This window comes from Betaproteobacteria bacterium (assembly GCA_016791345.1).
Classification (GTDB): Bacteria; Pseudomonadota; Gammaproteobacteria; order Burkholderiales; family JAEUMW01; genus JAEUMW01.
Genome location: JAEUMW010000083.1, coordinates 12,158 through 31,140, shown reverse-complemented (window position 1 = coordinate 31,140; position 18,983 = coordinate 12,158). Strand labels below are relative to the sequence as shown.

Here is an 18,983-nt window from a genome sequence, read left to right as displayed (position 1 = left end):
CTTGCCTGCGCCGGTGTCGCCAGTGTCCTCGTGCCCTTCCCGTTTGCCACCGACGATCATCAGACGGCGAACGCGCGCTTTCTCGCCGCACACGGAGCGGCGCTGCTCGTGCCGCAGTCCGGACTCACGCCGGAGCGCCTGGCGGAACTGCTGCGCTCGCTCGACCGCGCGCACCTCTCGGAGATGGCAACGAAGGCACGCGCGCTGGCCAAGCCGGATGCAGCACAGGTGGTCGCCGACGGCTGCGTGGAGCTTGCGCGATGAAGCACAAGGTCAAGCGCGTCCACTTCATCGGCATGGGCGGCGTCGGCATGAGCGGGATCGCCGAGGTGCTGCTCAACCTGGGCTACGAGGTGAGCGGCTCCGATCTCGCGGACACGGCCACCACGCGCCGTCTCGCCGCGCTCGGCGCCAAGGTGTTTCGCGGTCACGACGCCGATCACGTGCAGCGTGCCGATGTCGTCGTGACGTCCACTGCGGTGCGCTCCGACAACCCCGAGGTCGGCGCGGCGCGCGCCAAACGCATTCCGGTGGTGCCGCGCGCGCTGATGCTGGCCGAGCTGATGCGGCTCAAGCAGGGCATCGCGATCGCCGGCACCCACGGCAAGACCACGACGACCAGCCTCATCGCGAGCGTGCTCGGCGAGGCGGGCATGGATCCGACCTTCGTCATCGGCGGGCGTCTGGAAGCCGCCGGCAGCAATGCGAAGCTCGGCCGCGGCGAATTCATCGTCGCCGAGGCCGACGAATCCGACGCCACGTTCCTCTATCTGCAGCCGGTGCTGGCGGTGGTGACCAACATCGACGCCGATCACATGGAGACATACGGCCACGATTTCGCGCGCCTGCGCCAGGCCTTCGTCGATTTCGTCCAGCGCCTGCCCTTCTACGGCATGGCGGTGTTGTGCGTGGACGATCCGCAGGTGCGCTCGATCCTGCCGATCATCACCAAGCCGATCACCACCTACGGCCTGAGCGAGGCGGCGCAGATCCGCGCCGTCGACGTGCGCCACGAAGGCGGCCGCATGCGTTTTCGGGTGGTGCGGCACGCCGCGCCGGGCGGCGTGCGCGAGGGCCCGGATCTGTCGATTACGCTCAACCTGCCCGGCGTGCACAACGCCCAGAACGCGCTCGCCGCGATTGCCGTCGGCATGGAGATCGGCGCGCCGGACGCCGCCATCGTGAAGGCGCTGGAGGAATTTCGCGGCGTCGGCCGGCGCTTCCAGCGCTATGGCGACATCGCCCTGCCAGCGGGCGGGACGTTCGCGCTCATCGACGACTACGGACACCACCCGGTGGAGATGGCGGCCACACTGGACGCCGTGCGCGGTGCCTTCCCGGGGCGGCGGCTCGTGCTCGCCTTCCAGCCGCATCGCTACACGCGCACGCGCGACTGCTTCGAGGATTTCGTGCGCGTGCTGTCGACCGTCGACGTGGCGCTGCTGACCGAGGTGTATCCGGCCGGCGAGGCGCCGATCGTCGCCGCGGACGCGCGTGCGCTCGCCCGTGCGGTGCGCGTGCAGGGCCGCACCGAGCCGATCTTCGTCGAGCAGGTGAACGATCTGCCCGACGCCATCCTGTCGGTGGCCCGGCCCGATGACGTCGTGCTGGTGATGGGGGCGGGCTCGATCGGCGGCGTGCCGGCGAAGATCGCGGCCGGCGGCGCCGACAGGGGCGGACAGGAATGAACATGGCCGAGCCGATCTCCATTCCCCTGCGCGGCCGAGAAAGTCGCGACGAGCCGATGAGTCGCCACACCACGTGGCGCGTCGGCGGGCCCGCGGATCGCGCGTACGTGCCGGCGGATCTCGCGGACCTGGGCGCGTTCCTCGCCGGTCTGCCGCCGCAGGAACCCGTGTTCGTGGTGGGGCTGGGCAGCAACCTCCTGGTGCGCGACGGCGGCATCCGCGGCACGGTCGTCTTCATGCACCACGGCCTGAAGACGCTGCGCCTCGATGAAGGTCACGACGACCGCGCACTCGTCTACGCCGAGGCCGGCGTGGCGAGCCCGAAGGTTGCGCGCTTTGCGGCGAACCACGGTTTCGCGGGCGCCGAGTTTCTCGCCGGCATCCCCGGCACGGTGGGTGGCGCGCTGGCGATGAACGCCGGCTGCTACGGCGGCGAAACGTGGGCCGTCGTCGATCGCGTGCTGACGCTTGACCGTGCCGGCCGCCTGCGGGCGCGGCTGCCCGGCGACTACGACATCGCCTATCGCCGTTGCCGCCGTCGCGGCGACGGTCATGACGAGTGGTTCGCCGCCGCATGGTTCAGGTTTGCGCCGGGGGACGGCGAGCAGGCGCGCGCGCGCGTGCGCGAGCTGCTTTCGCGGCGCATCGCGAGCCAGCCGCTGGAGCGCCCGAATGCGGGCTCCGTATTTCGCAATCCGCCGGGGGACCATGCCGCACGTCTCATCGAGGCGTGCGGGCTCAAGGGTTACACCGCGGGAGGTGCGCAGGTATCGACGAAGCACGCGAACTTCATCGTGAACCTGGGAGGGGCGACGGCGGCGGACATCGAGCACGTGATTGCGCACGTGCAGGCGACGGTGGCAAGCCGTGCCGGTGTCGCGCTCGTGCGCGAGGTATTGATCGTTGGCGAGGCTTGAGGCGGAAGAAAGATGGACGTGAAGAAATTCGGCAAGGTCGTGGTGCTCTTCGGTGGACGCTCCGCCGAGCGGGACGTGTCGCTGAAGAGCGGCTCGCGCGTGCTCGAGGCGCTGCAGGCGCGTGGCGTGGACGCGCACAAGTTCGACCCGCAGGATCAGGGTCTGCCGGAACTCATCGCGGGCGGGTTCGATCGCGCCTTCATCGTGCTGCACGGCCGCTTCGGCGAGGACGGCACGATCCAGGGTGTGCTCGAGTGGCTGAACATCCCGTACACCGGCAGCGGCGTGCTGGCGAGCGCGATCGCCATGGACAAGCTGCGCACCAAGCTCCTGTGGGAGGCCTCGGGCATTCCGACACCGCACTGGGCGCGCCTCACGGCGACGACCGATTTCGCGGCGGTGCTGCAGAAGCTGGGTCTGCCGCTCATGGTCAAGCCCGCGTGCGAGGGATCCAGCATCGGCATGAGCAAGGTCACGCGCGCCGAGGATCTGCCGCCGGCCTACCAGCACGCCGCGCAGTACGACAAGGTCATCATCGCCGAGCAGTTCATCGAGGGCACGGAGCTCACGGCGGCGGTGCTCGGTACGCAGCCGCTGCCGTTGATCCGGCTGGAGACGCCGCGCTCGTTCTACGACTACGAGGCGAAGTACCTCGTCGACTCGACGCGCTACATCCTGCCTTCGGGGCTGCCCGAGGCGCAGGAGCGCTCGCTGCAGCAACTCGTGCTGCAGGCGTTTGCGGCACCGGGCTGCCGCGGTTGCGGACGCGTCGATCTGATGCTGGATCGTGCCGGCAATCCGTTCTTTCTCGAAGTGAACACGATTCCGGGGATGACCGACCATTCCCTCGTGCCGATGGCCGCAGCTGCGGCCGGTTACAGCTTCGAGGACCTGGTGCTCGCGATCCTGGGAGAGACGCTGTGAGAGAGCGCCACGACGCGCAGTCGGGAGGTGCCGCTTATGTGGGATAACGCGCCGCTCCTGAACCGCGTCGCCAACCTGCTCATCGCGGCCGCGCTGCTGGCGGTGCTCGGGGTCATCGCGCTCTACATCGCGCGGCTGCCCGCGTTCGCGGTGCGCGAAGTCGAGGTGACGGGGCAGCTCGAGCACGTGACGGCGGAACAGATCCACGCGGTGGCGAGGCACGCGGTGCGCGGCACCTTCTTCACGCTCGACCTCGAGCAGACGCGCCACCAGTTCGAGAAGCTGCCGTGGGTGCGGCGCGTGGAAGTGCGGCGGCAATGGCCGGCGCGCCTGGAACTGCAGGTAGAGGAGCAGACCGCGCTGGCGCGCTGGGGCGACACCGCCCTGGTCAACACGTTCGGCGAGGTGTTCGAGGCGGCGACTGACGACGAGACGCTGCCGACCTTCGCCGGGCCGCTGGGTCAGGCGGACGAGATGGCACAGCAATACCAGCGGTTCACGGGGCAGCTGGCGCCGCTCGAGCGGCGCATTGCGCGCCTCACGCTGTCGGCGCGCGCGGCGTGGCAGTTGCAGCTCGACGACGGGCTCACGCTCGAGCTCGGACGGTCGGACATGGAGGCGCGTCTCGCGCGCTTCGTCACGGTCTACGACCGCACCATCGGCCGCCTGCCGCCCTCCGTCGTGCACGTCGATCTGCGATACGCGAACGGTTTCGCGATCCGCCTGCCGGAGGCACGCGGTCGCGACGGGAAATCGAAAGGCTAGCGAACGGGCAGTCCATGACCAAGGCAAGGGAAGGCAAGAATCTCATCGTCGGGCTCGACATCGGTACCGCGAAGATCGCGGCCATCGTGGGCGAGATCACGCCCGACGGACATCTCGAGATCATCGGCATGGGCAGCCATGCCTCGCGCGGTCTCAAGAAGGGGGTGGTCGTCAACATCGACTCCACGGTGGGCGCCATCCAGCGCGCGCTGGAGGAGGCCGAGCTCATGGCCGACTGCAAGATCCGCGACGTCTACACCGGCATCGCGGGCAGTCACATCAAGGGCTTCAACTCGCATGGGATGGTGGCGATCAAGGACAAGGAGGTCACCCAGATGGACGTGGAGCGGGTGATCGAAACCGCGAAAGCGGTCTCCATCCCCACGGACCAGCAGATCCTCCACATCCTCAACCAGGAATTCATCATCGACGGCCAGGAAGACGTGCGCGAGCCGCTCGGCATGAGCGGCGTGCGCCTGGAGGTGAAGGTGCACATCGTCACGGGTGCCGTCTCGGCCGCGCAAAACATCATGAAGTGCGTGCGCCGGTGCGGGCTCGAGGTGCGCGATCTCATCCTGCAGCCGCTCGCCTCGGCCACCGCAGTGCTGTCGGAGGACGAGAAGGATCTCGGCGTCTGCCTGGTCGACGTGGGCGGCGGGACGACGGACGTCGCCGTGTTCTCGGAGGGGGCGATCCGCCACACCGCCGTGATCCCGATCGCCGGCGACCAGATCACCAATGACATCGCGATGGCGCTGCGCACGCCGACGAAGGATGCCGAGGATCTCAAGCGCACCTACGGCTGCGCGCTGCGGCAGCTCGCCGATGCGCAGCAGATGATCGAGGTGCCCGGCGTGGGCGAGCGCGGGCCGCGGCAGCTGTCGCGCCAGACGCTCGCCGAAGTCATCGAGCCGCGCGTCGAGGAGCTTTATTCGCTGGTGCAGGCGGAACTGCGCCGCAGCGGCTTCGAGGACCTGCTGTCGTCGGGCGTGGTGATCACCGGCGGCTGCAGTCTGATGCAGGGCATGGTGGAACTGGGGGAAGAGGTATTCCACATGCCGGTGCGGTTGGGCATCCCCGATTACAAAGGTGGGCTGGCGGAGGTCGTACGCAATCCCCGCTTTTCCACCGGCGTCGGCTTGCTCCTCATCGGCATGCAACAACAACAGCGGCGGGAGCTGGTGAAGCTGCAGTCGGGATCGTTCCAGTCGGTCCTCGGAAGAATGAAGAACTGGTTTCAGGGGAACTTCTAGCGATGTAGCAACGGGTCGGGTCAAGGAGAGCAGCAGATGGAAATGACGGGAATCGGGTCGTTCGCGGGGGCGGCGACGGAATCGGGTGAGCACTTCGGAAACACAAAGGAGGATAGAAGCATGTTCGAAATCGTGGATGGGACGCCGCAGGAGGCAGTGATCAAGGTCGTCGGCGTGGGCGGGTGCGGCGGCAATGCCGTCGACCACATGATCGGTCGCGGGGTGCAGGGCGTGGAGTTCATCGTCGCCAACACCGACTCGCAGGCGTTGAAGCGCAGCCTTGCGCAAACGCAGATCCAGCTGGGCGCCTCGATCACCAAGGGGCTCGGTGCGGGCGCCAATCCCGACATCGGCAAGCAGGCAGCGGTGGAGGATCGTGATCGCATCGCCGAGCTGATCGATGGTGCCGACATGCTCTTCCTCACCGCCGGCATGGGCGGTGGCACCGGCACCGGCGCCGCGCCGGTGGTGGCGGAGGTTGCCAAGGAGCTCGGCATCCTCACCGTGGCGGTGGTGACCAAGCCTTTCGCCTTCGAGGGGAGACGGCAGAAGATCGCGATGCAGGGGTTGACCGATCTGTCCGAGCACGTCGACTCGCTGATCGTGATCCCGAACGACAAGCTGATGCAGGTGCTCGGCGACGACGTGAGCCTGCTCGACGCGTACGGCCGCGCGAACGACGTACTGCATGGCGCGGTCGCCGGCATCGCGGAGGTCATCAGCTGCCCGGGTCTCGTCAACGTCGACTTCGCGGACGTGAAGACGGTGATGTCGGAGATGGGCATGGCGATGATGGGTTCGGCGCGCTCCAACGGTGCCGGCCGCGCGCGGCTGGCGGCAGAACAAGCGGTGGCGAGCCCGCTGCTGGAAGACGTGAACCTCTCCGGTGCCCGCGGCGTGCTGGTCAACATCACGGCGAGCGCAGCCCTCAAGATGAAGGAGGTGCACGAGGTGATGCACACGATTCGCGGTTTCACCGCAGAGGATGCGACCGTGATCGTCGGCACCGTGATTGACGAGACCCTCGGCGACGACCTGCGCGTGACCATGGTGGCGACCGGGCTCGGTTCTCCGGTGGCGCGCAAGGACGCCAAGCAGCAGGTGACGCTGGTGGTCAAGAACGGCACCGACGCCGGGCCGACCGAGCTCGTGAACTACGCGGATCTCGAGCAGCCGGCGGTGATGCGTCGGCGCAACCGCGACGCCACCCTCGAGGCGATGAAACAGTCGGGCGTGGATCTGCTCGACATCCCGGCCTTCCTGCGCAAGCAGGCCGACTGAGGCGGGTTGCGGCGGGGGCAGGCCTGCCCCCGCCGCTGCGGTATAATGTCAAGCCTTTCACACGTCGAACTTTTCACATGATCAGGCAGCGGACCCTGCAGCGCGAAGTCACGGCCACCGGCGTCGGCCTCCATACCGGCGAGAAGGTGAAGCTCGTGCTGGGCCCGGCCGCGCCCGATTCGGGCATCGTGTTCCGGCGCATCGATCTCGACCCGGTCGTCGAGATCGAGGCCAATCCCTACGCGGTCGGCGACACCAGGCTGTCCTCCTGCCTCGTCAAGGACGCGGCGCAGGTCTCCACGGTGGAGCATCTCATGTCGGCGCTCGCCGGGCTCGGGGTGGACAACGTGCGCGTCGATCTGACCGGTCCCGAGATTCCGATCCTCGACGGCAGCAGCGCGCCCTTCGTCTATCTCATCCAGTCGGCGGGCATCGAGGCGCAGCCGACGCCGAAGCGCTTCGTGCGTGTGCTGCGTCCGGTGGAAGTGCGCCAGGGCGACAAGTTCGTGCGCTTCGATCCGTTCGAGGGCTACCGTCTCGATTTCAGCATCGATTTCAACCATCCGGCGTTCGATTCCGCGGGCAATCACGTCGTGATCGATTTCGCCGGCAGCTCGTACGTGAAGGAGGTGAGCCGCGCGCGCACCTTCGGCTTCATGTCCGACGTCGAGATGATGCGCTCGCAGGGGCTCGCCCTCGGGGGCAGCCTCAACAACGCGATCGTCATGGACGAGTACCGCATTCTCAATGCAGACGGACTGCGCTACGCGAACGAGTTCGTCAAGCACAAGATTCTCGACGCCATCGGTGACCTGTATCTGCTGGGCCATCCGGTGATCGGGTCTTACACCGCGTACAAGTCGGGTCACGCGCTCAACAACGCGCTGTTGCGCAACCTGCTGGAAAACAAGGATTCCTGGGAACTCGTGAGCTTCGGCGAGGCGGTACAGGCGCCGCTCGCGCTGCAGCAGCAGTTTCAGATGGCTGCCTGAGCGCTCGGGCGCGGTCTCTGCGCGCCCGTCTCTTCCGCGTCAGTCTCCGATGGTGATCCTGCGCTTCATTGCCGTGATCGGCCTTGCGATCATCGGCGTGGCGGTGGTCGCCTACTTCGTCACCTGGGACTGGCGGTGGCTGCGCTTCGCGTGGCAGGTCCTCAAGTTCGGTGCGGTGCTGGCAGCGGCCATCGGCCTGCTCATGCTCGGCGAACGACTGCTACTGCCCATCCTCTGAACGAGCGCGCGACGCAAGCCGCTTGAGCGCGGTCCTGAGGGAGGAAGGCGGCAGTTCATCCGCGAGCTCCCGCAAGGCCTCGGCACCCCCGGCTCCCAGCCGCGCCGGCGCCCCGCGCGAGGAGCGTCCGGCGCCGCGTGCGGAGATGCGCACCGCCACGCGCAGCACCGTGCATTCGGGAGCGAGCTCCCGCAGGCGGCCCAGCAGCGTCGGTGCGAGCTGGCGCAGCTTGGCGCCCACGGCCCCGCTGTCGGCCCATACGACCAGCGTGGCACTGTCGATGTGATCGATCCCGCTCGCCTGCGCCAGCGCGGCGGGGACGGCGCGGCGATACGCCCGATCGAGCGCTGCCAGCCGAGCGGCTTCGCGCGTGAGCCGGCGCAAGGTATCGCCCGTGCCGAGGTACTCCTGGACTTTGCGCATCGGTGCTGTCGTCTGTGCGAGGCTCGGTCCGCCCCGTCAATCATGATGTGGTAGTATGGCGAGCTTCGATCACAGGGACAATCTGCCGGTGCGCGGTGCGCACGCGTGCCAGGCGGGCGAGAGCGCCGCGCCAGCGATGGGGTGTGGCGCGATCGACAGGCCGGAGTACCCGGCCGCGCCCGTGCAGTCCGCAGGTGGTGCGAGCAGCGTGCACTGGGATCAGGACAAGGGGTGAGGAGCGCACGGCGGCTCCTCACCCCTTTTGCATTCATCTCGAGGTCCGATTCGGCATCCAAATGCTAGGCAACGTACTCAAGAAGGTCTTTGGCACCCGCAACCAGCGATTGATCAAGGAATACGGTCAGACGGTGCGGCGTATCAATGCGCTCGAGCCGGAGGTGGTGCAGCTTTCCGACGACGCGCTGGCGGCGAAGACGGTCGAGTTCAGGCAGCGGCTGGCCGACGGCACTGCGCTCGACGATCTGCTGCCCGAGGCGTTCGCGGTGGTGCGCGAAGCGTCGAAGCGCGTGCTCGACATGCGCCACTTCGACGTGCAATTGATCGGCGGCATCGTCCTGCACAAGGGCAAGATCGCGGAGATGCGCACCGGTGAAGGCAAGACCCTGGTGGCGACCCTGCCGGCGTACCTGAACGCGCTGCCCGGCAACGGAGTACACATCATTACGGTGAACGACTACCTCGCCAGCCGCGACGCGGACTGGATGGGCAAGATCTACCGCTTCCTCGGGCTCACCGTCGGCGTCAATCTCTCGCAGATGCCGCACGACCAGAAGCAGCAGGCGTACGCCGCCGACATCACCTACGGCACGAACAACGAATACGGCTTCGACTACCTGCGCGACAACATGGTGTACGAGACGACGGAACGTGTGCAGCGTCCGCTGCACTACGCCATCGTCGACGAGGTCGATTCGATCCTCATCGACGAGGCGCGCACGCCGCTGATCATCTCGGGCCAGGCCGACGACAACACCGAACTCTATTACCGCATCAACGAACTGGTGCCGAAGCTCACGCGGCAGCAGGAGGAAGAAGGTCCGGGCGACTATCACGTCGACGAGAAGGCGCATCAGGTGCTGCTCACCGAGGCCGGGCACGAGCGTGCGGAACAGCTGATGACGGGAGCCGGTCTGCTTGCCCCCGGTGGCAGTCTCTACGACGCCGCGAACATCACGCTGATGCATTACCTCTACGCGTCGCTCCGCGCACACAGTCTCTTCTTCCGCGATCAGCACTACGTCGTGCAGAACGGCGAAGTCGTCATCGTGGACGAGTTCACCGGGCGCCTGATGGCCGGCCGGCGCTGGTCGGACGGGCTGCACCAGGCGGTGGAGGCGAAAGAGGGCGTGCAGATCCAGAAGGAGAACCAGACGCTCGCCTCGATCACGTTCCAGAATTACTTCCGGATGTACCAGAAGCTTGCCGGCATGACCGGCACCGCAGACACCGAGGCCTACGAGTTCCAGCAGATCTACAACCTGGAGACGGTGGTGATCCCGACCCACCGCAACATGGTCCGCGAGGACCGCATGGACCAGGTGTTCCGCACCGCCAAGGAGAAGCACCAGGCGGTGATCGGCGACATCAAGGACTGCTACGCGCGCGGGCAACCGGTGCTGGTGGGCACGACCTCGATCGAGAACAACGACCTGCTGTCGCGTCTCCTGGAAAAGGAGAAGCTGCCGCACCAGGTATTGAACGCCAAGCAGCATGCGCGCGAAGCGCACGTCATCGCGCAGGCGGGGCGTCCGAAGATGGTCACCATCGCCACCAACATGGCGGGCCGCGGCACCGACATCATCCTCGGCGGCAATCCCGAGCCGGAGGTGGCCGAGGTGCGCGCCGACGAATCGCTGCCGCCCGAGAAGAGGGACGCGCGCATCGCCGAGATCCGCCAGAAGTGGCAGCAGCTCCACGAGCAGGTGGTCGCCCATGGCGGCCTGCACATCGTCGGCACCGAGCGCCACGAGTCGCGCCGCGTCGACAACCAGCTGCGCGGCCGCGCCGGGCGTCAGGGCGACCCGGGTTCGAGCCGCTTCTACCTTTCGCTCGAGGATCCGCTGCTGCGCATCTTCGCCTCGGACCGCGTGGGCGCGATCATGGAGCGGCTCAAGATGCCGGAGGGCGAGCCGATCGAGCATCCGTGGGTGACGCGCGCGATCGAGAATGCGCAGCGCAAGGTCGAGGCGCGCAATTTCGACATCCGCAAGCAGCTGCTCGAGTACGACGACGTTGCGAACGAGCAGCGCCGCATCGTGTATGCCGATCGCAATCAGCTGCTGGAATCCAGCGACGTCACCGAGACGCTCACCGAGTGGCGCAACGAGGTCGTCGACTCGGCTGTGAGCCAGTACGTGCCGCCGCAGAGCCTGGAGGAACAGTGGGATGTGCCGGCACTGGAGAAGGCGCTCATGGCCGATCTCAAGCTCGCGCTGCCGGTCCAGGAATGGCTCAAGCAGGAACCCGACCTCGACGAGGAGCAGTTGCGCAACCGCATCGTCGCGGCGGCGGGCGAGGCCTACGAAGCGAAGGTCGCCCCGGTCGACCGCGCCGCCATGCATCAGTACGAGCGGGCGATGATGCTGCAGAGTCTCGACACGCACTGGCGCGAGCACCTTTCCGCACTCGACCATCTGCGGCAGGGCATTCACCTGCGCGGTTATGCGCAGAAGAACCCGAAGCAGGAGTACAAGCGCGAGGCCTTCGAACTCTTCTCGGCGATGTTCGAGCAGGTCAAGACCGAGGTCACGCGCATCCTCATGAACGTGCAGGTGCGTACGGCCGAGGAGGTGGAGTCGGTCGCGGAGCAGTCGCCGGAACTGCACAATGTGCGCTACCAGCATGCCGATTACGACGAGGCGCTGGCGGAGGCGAACGAGCAGCAGAAAGCGCAGCCGTTCGTGCGCACCGGAGACAAGATCGGCCGCAACGATCCGTGTCCGTGCGGCTCGGGCAAGAAGTACAAGCAGTGCCACGGCAAACTGAGCTGAAGGCGCGTCCATGCCAGTCAATCTCGCTGCTCCGAATCCCGCCGCCCTGCTGCCGATCGCCGGCGTCCGCCTGGGCGTTGCCGAAGCCGGCATGCGCAAGGCCAATCGCAAGGATCTCCTGGTCATGGCGCTGGATCCGGGCGCACGGGTTGCAGGGGTGTTCACCCGCAACCGCTTCTGCGCGGCACCGGTGATCGTGGCCAAGGAGCACCTCGCGTGCGGCCACGAGATTCGTGCGCTGCTCGTCAACACCGGATGCGCCAACGCCGGGACCGGCGAGGACGGCCTGTGGCGTGCGCGGGAGAGCTGTGCCGCGCTCGCCATGCGCATGGATTGCGAGAGCCTGCAGGTGCTGCCCTTTTCCACCGGCGTCATCATGGAGCCGCTGCCGGTGGGTCACCTCTCGGACGGCATACCCGCCGCGCTGGCCGACCTGCGTCCCGACAACTGGGCGTCTGCCGCCGAGGCGATCATGACCACCGACACCTTGCCGAAGGCGGTGTCGCGCCAGGTGACGATCGGCAGCCGCACCGTGAGTGTCACCGGCATCGCGAAGGGCGCCGGCATGATCCATCCCGACATGGCGACCATGCTCGCCTTCGTCGCGACCGATGCGCGGGTGACGCAGCCTTTGCTGGAACTCGCGCTGCGCGATGCCACGCATCGTTCGTTCAATCGCATCACGGTCGACGGCGACACGTCGACCAACGATGCCTTCATGCTCGTCGCCACGGGTGGCGTCGACATGCCCGAGATTACGGTGGCAGCAAGCCCGGAGTTCCAGGCCTTCGCCGATGCAGTGACGGACGTTGCGAGCGCGCTCGCCCAGGCGATCGTCCGCGACGGCGAAGGTGCGACCAAGTTCATCACCGTTCACGTCGCGGGCGGGCGCTCGACCGACGAGTGCGACCGGATCGCGTTCTCCATTGCCCACTCACCACTCGTGAAGACGGCGTTCTTTGCTGCCGATCCGAACCTCGGACGCATCCTGGCGGCGGTCGGCAAGGCCGGCATCGACGACCTGGATCAGACGCAGATCGACCTCTTTCTGGACGAAGTGGCTGTGGTGGTCGGCGGCGGCCGCAATCCCGCATACCGTGAAGCCGACGGTCAGCGCGTGATGCAGCAAAGCGAGATCACGGTGCGAGTGGAACTGCATCGCGGGGACGCGAGTGCCACGGTCTGGACGTGCGACCTGTCGCACGATTACGTGAGCATCAACGCGGACTATCGCAGTTGACCGTGAAGGTGAAGGCAGCGGAGCGATCGCTGTCGCTGGATGCGGTTCTCGCGCGCCTGGATGCGCTGCTCGCACGCGCCGAAATCCTGCTCGATGCGCCGGTGGCGACGGCTCCCGATTGGCGTGCAGCGATCGCCTGGCGCTGGCGCCGGGGCCGCCAGGGTGGCACGCTGCAATCGGTGCGGCGCCCGCACACGATTCGCCTGACGGATCTGCATGGCATAGACCCGCAGAAGGCGCTGGTCGAGCGCAACACGCGCCAGTTCGTCGCCGGGTTCCCTGCCAACAACGTCCTGCTCACGGGTGCCCGCGGGACCGGCAAGTCGTCGCTGGTGAAGGCGCTGCTGAACGAGTATGCGCACCGCAAGCTGCGCGTGATCGAAATCGGCAAGCAGGACCTGGGCGACCTGCCGGAACTCGTGGACCTGGTCTGCGACCGGCCGGAGCGCTTCATCCTCTATTGCGACGACCTCTCGTTCTCCGCCGAGGAGCCGGGCTATCAGGCTCTGAAAGCCGTGCTCGACGGCTCTCTGGCGGCGACGTCGGACAATCTCGTCGTCTATGCGACGTCCAATCGCCGCCATCTCATGCCCGAATACATGCAGGAGAACTTGGAGGCGCATCGCGTGGGTGACGAGATCCATCCGGGTGAATCGGTGGAGGAGAAGATCTCGCTTTCCGAGCGATTCGGTCTGTGGGTGTCGTTCCACCCTTTCCGCCAGGATGACTACCTCGACATCGTCCGCTACTGGGTCGAATGGCACGGTGCGGCGGTGCAGGACGCCGACCGGCTCGAGCGCGAGGCCCTGCAGTGGGCGCTGGGTCGGGGCTCGCGCAGCGGGCGCGTCGCTTTCCAGTTTGCGCGGGACTGGGCCGGGCGTCACCGGGCAAAGCGCACGGCGCAGGCAAGCCCAGGCCGTGTCGACTGACAACGTGCGACCGATCGAGGTCGCGGCCGCGGTCCTGATCGACGCATCGGGCCGTTTCCTGCTCGCGCAGCGCCCCCCGGGAAAGGTCTACGCCGGTTACTGGGAGTTTCCCGGTGGCAAGGTGGAGTCGGGTGAAACACCGCGACAGGCGCTCGACCGTGAACTCGTCGAGGAACTCGGCATCGCGGTGCGCACGGCCTATCCATGGATCACGCTGAGCTTCCGGTATCCGCATGCGTTCGTGCGGCTGCGCTTCTTTCGCGTCCTCGCCTGGGCGGGTGAACTGCATCCGCACGAAGGCCAGGCGGTGGCCTGGCAGCGCGTCGACCGCGTCGACGTGGCGCCGGTGCTGCCTGCCAACGGGCCGGTGCTACGCGCCCTAGCGCTGCCGCACGTATATGGCATCAGTCGCGTTGCGCAGCTCGGGCCGTCGAATTTCCGCACGCGCCTCGACGCGGCGCTGGCAAGAGGGCTGCGTCTGGTGCAACTGCGCGAGAAGGACCTCGATGAGGATGTTCTGATAGCCGTGGGACGGGAGGTCACGCGGCGCTGCCACGCCGCCGGTGCGAAAGTGCTCGTGAACGGCGAGGTGGGTGTGGCAGACGCCATCGGCGCCGACGGTGTTCACCTTTCGGCAGCACGCCTCAAGGCTTTGGGGCAGCGACCCGACGCGAAACTCTGTGCGGCGTCCTGTCACGATCGTGCCGAACTCGACCGGGCCGCCGAACTGGGTGTCGACTTCGTGGTTCTTGGGCCGGTGCATCCGACCCCCACGCACGAGGGGATGGCGACACTCGGCTGGGAGCGTTTTGCCGATCTCATTGCGGACTATCCGCTGCCGGTGTTCGCGTTGGGGGGCATGGGTCCCGACGACCTCGCAGCGGCATGGACACGCAGCGCGCACGGCATCTCCATGATGCGCGGCGCGTGGTCGGGCGATCGGCCCGCCTGATGCGATGCGAAAGCGCTACCGCCGCCTCGTCGTCACCATGGCGGTTCTCGTGAGCGCATGCGGTCGCCATGCACCCGACGCAAATCGGGTGAACTGCATACATCCCGTCGCGGGCTGCCGCTTCGATCTCGCGGGGGAAACGGTGGTGGTTCGCTTCTCGGAGCAGCCGCGACCCATGCGGCCGTTCGTGCTCGAGGTGAATGCCGCGCGCGCGATCGCCGTGGATGCGGACTTCTCGATGCCTGACATGGAGATGCTTCCTAACCGGTATCAGCTCACGCGCACAGCCGACGGCCGCTGGCAGACAAGCGTGATGTTGCCTGTCTGCGTCTCGGGACGTGCGGACTGGTTACTGGCGCTGAGAGTGGGCGACGCGCAGGCTTCGGTGCCCTTCTCCACCGGGAACTGAGTTGCCGTCTATTCGTTTTCGTCTGGACGGCGCGGTTCGTCGGGCGCGGCGACGCGGTACTGCTCGCTCGCCCAGGCACCCAGATCGATCAGCTTGCAGCGCTCGGAGCAGAAGGGGCGGAAGCGGCTTGCCGAACTCCATTCGACGGGCGTGCCGCATTGCGGACAAGCAACGACCTTGGGCTTCGCCGGGCCCGGCACCCTTGTCTCGCCGCTAGAGGTTGCAGAACGTGAGCTCGAACGGGATGTCCTCTTCCACGACGCGTGAGCGATCGGCGTTACTGAGCCCCGTGAAGCGGACATTGAGTGCGTACTTGTTGGCGCTGATCTCGGGCACGCAGGTATACGCGTGATCCAGCCGCAGGCGCACGAGCTGCGCCACCTTGCCCCCGAGCATGAGTTGAAACACGCCGCGCTGCGCGAGCTGCGGGCTGGTCTTGCCTTGTTCCCGCAACAGTCGCAGCACGATGGCGAGCCCGTCGCAGATCGGGTCGAAGACCTGCATCCACGCCTTGAGGTCGGCGTGGCGAGACTCGGCGTCGCGGTGGAGCCAGTAGTGATAGGACGGCAGATCGAACGCGCAGGCACCGCCTGGAATCGCCGTGCGCTGCTTGATGCCCATCAGCCAATCGTTCTCCCGCAGCTCCTGGCCGACCTTTCCGGAAACCGACAGCATGCGTGAGTACGCGTGCTCGATGTCGACCAGAATCGCTTCCAGCGCACCTTGGGCAATGGCGGGGTTGCTGCGCAACGATTCCAGGGTCTGGCGCTGGCGATCGAGTTCCTGCAGCAGTTCGGACTTGAGATCGGCGCGGGCCGTGATCTCGAGCATGTCGAACAGCGTGACGAGCGCGACATGATGCTCGAACGGCTCCGTCCCCGCTGCAAAGTATCGCCCTCGCCGCTCGAGATCCTCGAGGCGAAGAAGCGTACGAATCCGCTCGTTCAGCGGGTATTCGTACGCGATCACTGCGGTGCGCACGGTCGGGGCGGCAGGAATGTCGAGGGTATCCATGGGTTCGCGCAAAAATAAACGAAAACGTTGTGTGAAGCCAGCGTTTCAGCGATCCATCGCCTGCTCGGCGAGCTGCAGGTAAGTGACGTGGAGACGTGCCACCTGCGTGCGGAGCGCGCGCTCATCGCCGCCGTTGTCGATGACGTCGTCCGCGCCGGCGAGGCGCGCTTGTCGATCGAGCTGGGCGGCCATGATGGCGGCAACGGCATCGCGGGTGAGGCCACTGCGTTCCATGGTGCGGCGGATCTGGACCTCCGGATCACAGTCCACGACCAATATGCGCTGCAGGAGCGAAACGTAGCGCCCGGTTTCGAGCAGTAGAGGCACCATCAGCAGCACGTAGGGCGCTGCGGCGGTGGCAACCTGTCGTTCCGCTTCCAGCCGGATCATGGGGTGGACGATGTCTTCCAGAAGTCGCCGCGCTGCGGCGTCCCGAAACACCACTTCGCGCATCGCCTGGCGGTCGAGGCCGCCGTCCGGCCGTACGCACTCGACGCCGAAGGTCTCCCGCAGCGCCGGCATGGCAGCACCCCCGGGACCGGTGAGCGCGTGCGAGATGGCATCGGTGTCGACGACCGCCGCGCCAAGTTCGGCGAACATGTGCGCGGCCGTGGACTTGCCGCTGCCGATGCCACCCGTGAGACCGACGATGAAGGACATTTCTGGCTTCCCCGGACGTCATTGTCGGCGGGAAATGCAGACGGAGAAAGCCCGCGCAGTGAATGAACCGGTCAGGCGACGGGAAAGTACAGGCGGGTGAGCGGTTCGCCCCACAACAGAGCCGCGAATCCGCCGAGGGCGAGGTACGGACCGAAAGGAATGGGAGTGCCGCGCCCGTGGCGGGCGAACAGGATGAGGGCAATTCCGATGACGGCGCCAACGCCGGCTGAAAGCAGGATGACTGCCGGCAGCAATTTCCAGCCAAGCCACGCGCCGATCGCCGCAAGCAGCTTGAAATCCCCGAATCCCATGCCTTCCTTGCCGGTGAGGAGCTTGAACAACCAGTACACCGTCCAGAGGATGAGATAGCCGCCCATCGCACCCACGACGGCTGACTGGAGATCGGTGAAGGTGCCAAACAGGTTGAACAGAAGCCCGACCCAAAGCAGGGGCAGGGTGATGCTGTCGGGCAGAAGCTGCGTGTCGAGATCGATGAATGCCAACGCGATGAGCGACCATAGAAAACACAAGGCCCCGGCCGCGGCCGCGCTGGCGCCGAAGTGCCAGGCGACACACGCGCTCAGCACGCCGGTGAGGAGTTCCACCAGGGGGTAGCGCACCGAAATGCGGGTTCGGCATGCCGCGCAACGCCCCCGCAGGGCGATCCAGCTCACGACCGGCATGTTCTGCAGCGGGGTGATGACGTGACCGCAGGCGGGGCAATTCGAGCGCGGCGAGACGAGGCTGTACGGGGGCTGCTCGTCGAGGCTCTCGCCGCGCAGTTCGGCGCACTGCGCCTGCCATTCGCGCTCCATCATCCTCGGCAATCGATGGATGACGACGTTGAGGAAGCTGCCGATCAGGAGTCCGAGAATCAGCGCAGCGCCGGCGAACAGCTCCGGCGATGCCTTGAAGGCGCCGATGACTTCCATCGAAGCCTGGGCGGCGCGAAGTCCGATCCGTTACCGGATCAGACGACCGCACCCATCTTGAAGATCGGCAGGTACATGGCGACCACCATGCCGCCGATGAGCGTGCCCAGAATGACCATGATCATGGGCTCCATCAGGCTCGACAATGCCTCCACCGCGTCGTCCACTTCCTGCTCGAAGAAGTCCGCGATCTTGCCCAGCATCGCGTCCAGCGATCCCGCCTCCTCGCCGATTGCCACCATTTGCAGCACCATGTTCGGAAAGACCTGGCTGTTCTGCATGGACTGGGTCAGGCTGACACCCGTGCTGACTTCCTGCTGAATCTGCTTGGTCGCCGCGTAGTAGACGAAATTGCCCGAGGCTCCGGCCACCGAGTCGAGGGCTTCCACGAGCGGAACGCCGGCGGCAAACATGGTCGAGAGAGTGCGCGCCCATCGCGCCATCGTCGCCTTGCGAATGACATCTCCGAACACCGGTAGCCGCAGCATCAGGCGGTCCATGTACGCCTGCATCTTTGCCGAACGCTTCCACGTGTAGAAGAAGAACCAGATGCTACCGGCGATGAGCCCGAACATCCACCACCAGTTCGACACGAAGTAGTCGGAGATGGCGATCACGATCAGTGTCGGCGCAGGAAGATCGGCGCCGAAGCTGCTGAACACCTGCTTGAACGCCGGGATCACGAAGATCATGATCACGGCCGTGACCAGAAACGCGACTGCGATGACCGCGGCAGGATAGAACAGGGCCGACTTGATCTTGCTCTTGATGGCGAGGATCTTTTCCTTGTAGGTCGCCAGCCGATCCAGCAGGCTGTCCAGGATGCCCGCTGCCTCGCCGGCGCGGACGAGGTTGCAGTAGAGCGGGTCGAACTGCAGGGGGAACTTCGCGAACGCCTGCGCCAGGTTGCTGCCGGTTTCGACATCGAGCTTGATCGACATCAGCATGCGTTGCACGGCGGGGTTAGAGTGACCCTTGGCGACGATGTCGAAAGCCTGCAGCAAGGGGACACCCGACTTCATCATCACGGCGAGCTGGCGCGTGAAGAACGTAATGTCCTTGTCGCTCACCTTGCGACCGCGGCCGAGGCGCTGCTGCTTGATCTTGCGGACGCGAATGCCCTGGCGCCGCAGGATGACGTTGGCCAGCGCCTCGCCGGGCGCGCGCACTTCGCCGCGGACCGTCTTGCCGGTGCGGTCCTGGCCTTCCCAGATGAAGGTCCGTTCCTGGGCAGCTTCCTTCTTGGCGCCAATGGCGGCGGCTGCGGTTGCCATTTTTTGTCCCCCGATGAACACGCCGGGTCAGCTCCGCGGCGCGCGATTCATTCAAGCTTGAGAAGGTTTTGTGGCGGGCAG

At 66.5% G+C, this 18,983-nt stretch carries 21 protein-coding genes; 15 read left to right on the top strand and 6 right to left on the bottom strand.

The window, feature by feature from the left end:
- The 9 genes from JNK68_03380 to JNK68_03340 all read left to right on the top strand — a co-directional run.
- The coding region (locus tag JNK68_03380; GenBank protein ID MBL8539393.1) for a UDP-N-acetylglucosamine--N-acetylmuramyl-(pentapeptide) pyrophosphoryl-undecaprenol N-acetylglucosamine transferase at positions 1-264 on the top strand (264 nt) is incomplete at its 5' end.
- Entirely contained in the window at positions 261-1,688 is a 1,428-nt protein-coding gene (locus JNK68_03375) for a UDP-N-acetylmuramate--L-alanine ligase (GenBank protein MBL8539392.1), read from the top strand. The genes JNK68_03380 and JNK68_03375, both read left to right, overlap by 4 nt.
- Positions 1,685-2,605 carry a UDP-N-acetylmuramate dehydrogenase gene (gene murB, locus JNK68_03370; GenBank protein MBL8539391.1) on the top strand — a complete coding sequence of 307 codons (921 nt, stop codon included), beginning with the start codon at positions 1,685-1,687 and terminating at the stop codon, positions 2,603-2,605. Before JNK68_03375 ends, murB begins: the two co-directional genes overlap by 4 nt.
- 12 nt (positions 2,606-2,617) lie before the next feature.
- Positions 2,618-3,529: a D-alanine--D-alanine ligase gene (locus JNK68_03365; protein MBL8539390.1), complete on the top strand. Its 912-nt coding sequence runs from the start codon at positions 2,618-2,620 to the stop codon at positions 3,527-3,529.
- A gap of 36 nt (positions 3,530-3,565) precedes the next feature.
- Positions 3,566-4,294 (top strand): cell division protein FtsQ/DivIB, encoded by a 729-nt coding sequence (locus JNK68_03360; GenBank protein MBL8539389.1) that lies wholly within the window; start codon positions 3,566-3,568, stop codon positions 4,292-4,294.
- 14 nt (positions 4,295-4,308) lie between these two features.
- Complete coding sequence (ftsA, locus tag JNK68_03355) at positions 4,309-5,547, top strand: cell division protein FtsA (GenBank protein ID MBL8539388.1); 1,239 nt, start codon at positions 4,309-4,311, stop codon at positions 5,545-5,547.
- A gap of 120 nt (positions 5,548-5,667) precedes the next feature.
- Positions 5,668-6,828 carry a cell division protein FtsZ gene (ftsZ, locus tag JNK68_03350; GenBank protein ID MBL8539387.1) on the top strand — a complete coding sequence of 387 codons (1,161 nt, stop codon included), beginning with the start codon at positions 5,668-5,670 and terminating at the stop codon, positions 6,826-6,828.
- A 77-nt stretch (positions 6,829-6,905) separates the two neighbouring features.
- On the top strand, positions 6,906-7,820 hold the full coding sequence (locus JNK68_03345; protein ID MBL8539386.1) for a UDP-3-O-acyl-N-acetylglucosamine deacetylase: 915 nt from the start codon (positions 6,906-6,908) through the stop codon (positions 7,818-7,820).
- Between the two features lie 49 nt (positions 7,821-7,869).
- The gene (locus tag JNK68_03340; protein MBL8539385.1) at positions 7,870-8,058 is read left to right on the top strand and encodes a hypothetical protein; all 189 of its coding nucleotides are present in this window, start codon (positions 7,870-7,872) and stop codon (positions 8,056-8,058) included.
- Here JNK68_03340 and JNK68_03335 read toward each other — a convergent pair.
- Positions 8,041-8,481 carry a DUF721 domain-containing protein gene (locus JNK68_03335; GenBank protein MBL8539384.1) on the bottom strand — a complete coding sequence of 147 codons (441 nt, stop codon included), beginning with the start codon at positions 8,479-8,481 and terminating at the stop codon, positions 8,041-8,043. The two genes, JNK68_03340 and JNK68_03335, sit on opposite strands and share 18 nt — an antisense overlap.
- A 55-nt stretch (positions 8,482-8,536) precedes the next feature.
- Here JNK68_03335 and JNK68_03330 point away from each other — a divergent pair, with 55 nt between their 5' ends.
- The 6 genes from JNK68_03330 to JNK68_03305 all read left to right on the top strand — a co-directional run bounded on the left by JNK68_03330 (position 8,537) and on the right by JNK68_03305 (position 15,022).
- Positions 8,537-8,716 carry a hypothetical protein gene (locus JNK68_03330; protein ID MBL8539383.1) on the top strand — a complete coding sequence of 60 codons (180 nt, stop codon included), beginning with the start codon at positions 8,537-8,539 and terminating at the stop codon, positions 8,714-8,716.
- Between the two features lie 61 nt (positions 8,717-8,777).
- Positions 8,778-11,492 (top strand): preprotein translocase subunit SecA, encoded by a 2,715-nt coding sequence (gene secA, locus JNK68_03325; protein MBL8539382.1) that lies wholly within the window; start codon positions 8,778-8,780, stop codon positions 11,490-11,492.
- 10 nt (positions 11,493-11,502) lie between these two features.
- Positions 11,503-12,732, top strand: coding sequence for a bifunctional glutamate N-acetyltransferase/amino-acid acetyltransferase ArgJ (gene argJ / locus JNK68_03320; GenBank protein ID MBL8539381.1), 1,230 nt, complete (start codon positions 11,503-11,505; stop codon positions 12,730-12,732).
- A 29-nt stretch (positions 12,733-12,761) separates the two neighbouring features.
- Positions 12,762-13,661 (top strand): ATP-binding protein, encoded by a 900-nt coding sequence (locus JNK68_03315; GenBank protein MBL8539380.1) that lies wholly within the window; start codon positions 12,762-12,764, stop codon positions 13,659-13,661.
- 4 nt (positions 13,662-13,665) lie between these two features.
- A complete protein-coding gene (locus tag JNK68_03310; GenBank protein MBL8539379.1) occupies positions 13,666-14,613 on the top strand; it encodes a Nudix family hydrolase in 948 nt (315 codons plus the stop codon).
- A 4-nt stretch (positions 14,614-14,617) separates the two neighbouring features.
- A complete protein-coding gene (locus JNK68_03305; protein MBL8539378.1) occupies positions 14,618-15,022 on the top strand; it encodes a hypothetical protein in 405 nt (134 codons plus the stop codon).
- An 8-nt stretch (positions 15,023-15,030) separates the two neighbouring features.
- On the opposite strand, the gene JNK68_03300 is transcribed toward JNK68_03305, so the two are convergent.
- From JNK68_03300 to JNK68_03280, 5 genes are all read right to left on the bottom strand, one after another.
- Positions 15,031-15,324 (bottom strand): DNA gyrase inhibitor YacG, encoded by a 294-nt coding sequence (locus JNK68_03300; protein MBL8539377.1) that lies wholly within the window; start codon positions 15,322-15,324, stop codon positions 15,031-15,033.
- Complete coding sequence (gene zapD, locus JNK68_03295; protein MBL8539376.1) at positions 15,236-15,991, bottom strand: cell division protein ZapD; 756 nt, start codon at positions 15,989-15,991, stop codon at positions 15,236-15,238. The genes JNK68_03300 and zapD overlap by 89 nt, the downstream gene beginning before the upstream one ends.
- A 90-nt stretch (positions 15,992-16,081) precedes the next feature.
- Positions 16,082-16,696 carry a dephospho-CoA kinase gene (locus JNK68_03290; protein MBL8539375.1) on the bottom strand — a complete coding sequence of 205 codons (615 nt, stop codon included), beginning with the start codon at positions 16,694-16,696 and terminating at the stop codon, positions 16,082-16,084.
- A gap of 71 nt (positions 16,697-16,767) precedes the next feature.
- A complete protein-coding gene (locus tag JNK68_03285; GenBank protein ID MBL8539374.1) occupies positions 16,768-17,628 on the bottom strand; it encodes a prepilin peptidase in 861 nt (286 codons plus the stop codon).
- Positions 17,629-17,666: 38 nt separating this feature from the next.
- Entirely contained in the window at positions 17,667-18,902 is a 1,236-nt protein-coding gene (locus tag JNK68_03280; protein ID MBL8539373.1) for a type II secretion system F family protein, read from the bottom strand.
- Positions 18,903-18,983 lie beyond the last annotated feature (81 nt).

What these genes read in the sequence shown, in the direction of transcription:
- JNK68_03305 (MBL8539378.1), top strand. Translation starts at nt 14,618, where the DNA reads ATGCGAAAGCGCTACCGCCGCCTCGTCGTCACCATGGCGGTTCTCGTG.
- JNK68_03330 (MBL8539383.1), top strand. Translation starts at nt 8,537, where the DNA reads ATGGCGAGCTTCGATCACAGGGACAATCTGCCGGTGCGCGGTGCGCAC.
- JNK68_03340 (MBL8539385.1), top strand. Translation starts at nt 7,870, where the DNA reads ATGGTGATCCTGCGCTTCATTGCCGTGATCGGCCTTGCGATCATCGGC.
- JNK68_03335 (MBL8539384.1), bottom strand. Translation starts at nt 8,481, where the DNA reads ATGCGCAAAGTCCAGGAGTACCTCGGCACGGGCGATACCTTGCGCCGG.
- argJ (MBL8539381.1), top strand. Translation starts at nt 11,503, where the DNA reads ATGCCAGTCAATCTCGCTGCTCCGAATCCCGCCGCCCTGCTGCCGATC.
- ftsA (MBL8539388.1), top strand. Translation starts at nt 4,309, where the DNA reads ATGACCAAGGCAAGGGAAGGCAAGAATCTCATCGTCGGGCTCGACATC.
- JNK68_03360 (MBL8539389.1), top strand. Translation starts at nt 3,566, where the DNA reads ATGTGGGATAACGCGCCGCTCCTGAACCGCGTCGCCAACCTGCTCATC.
- murB (MBL8539391.1), top strand. Translation starts at nt 1,685, where the DNA reads ATGAACATGGCCGAGCCGATCTCCATTCCCCTGCGCGGCCGAGAAAGT.
- JNK68_03285 (MBL8539374.1), bottom strand. Translation starts at nt 17,628, where the DNA reads ATGGAAGTCATCGGCGCCTTCAAGGCATCGCCGGAGCTGTTCGCCGGC.
- JNK68_03290 (MBL8539375.1), bottom strand. Translation starts at nt 16,696, where the DNA reads ATGTCCTTCATCGTCGGTCTCACGGGTGGCATCGGCAGCGGCAAGTCC.
- JNK68_03365 (MBL8539390.1), top strand. Translation starts at nt 2,618, where the DNA reads ATGGACGTGAAGAAATTCGGCAAGGTCGTGGTGCTCTTCGGTGGACGC.
- ftsZ (MBL8539387.1), top strand. Translation starts at nt 5,668, where the DNA reads ATGTTCGAAATCGTGGATGGGACGCCGCAGGAGGCAGTGATCAAGGTC.
- secA (MBL8539382.1), top strand. Translation starts at nt 8,778, where the DNA reads ATGCTAGGCAACGTACTCAAGAAGGTCTTTGGCACCCGCAACCAGCGA.
- JNK68_03345 (MBL8539386.1), top strand. Translation starts at nt 6,906, where the DNA reads ATGATCAGGCAGCGGACCCTGCAGCGCGAAGTCACGGCCACCGGCGTC.
- JNK68_03300 (MBL8539377.1), bottom strand. Translation starts at nt 15,324, where the DNA reads ATGTCCGCTTCACGGGGCTCAGTAACGCCGATCGCTCACGCGTCGTGG.
- JNK68_03280 (MBL8539373.1), bottom strand. Translation starts at nt 18,902, where the DNA reads ATGGCAACCGCAGCCGCCGCCATTGGCGCCAAGAAGGAAGCTGCCCAG.
- JNK68_03375 (MBL8539392.1), top strand. Translation starts at nt 261, where the DNA reads ATGAAGCACAAGGTCAAGCGCGTCCACTTCATCGGCATGGGCGGCGTC.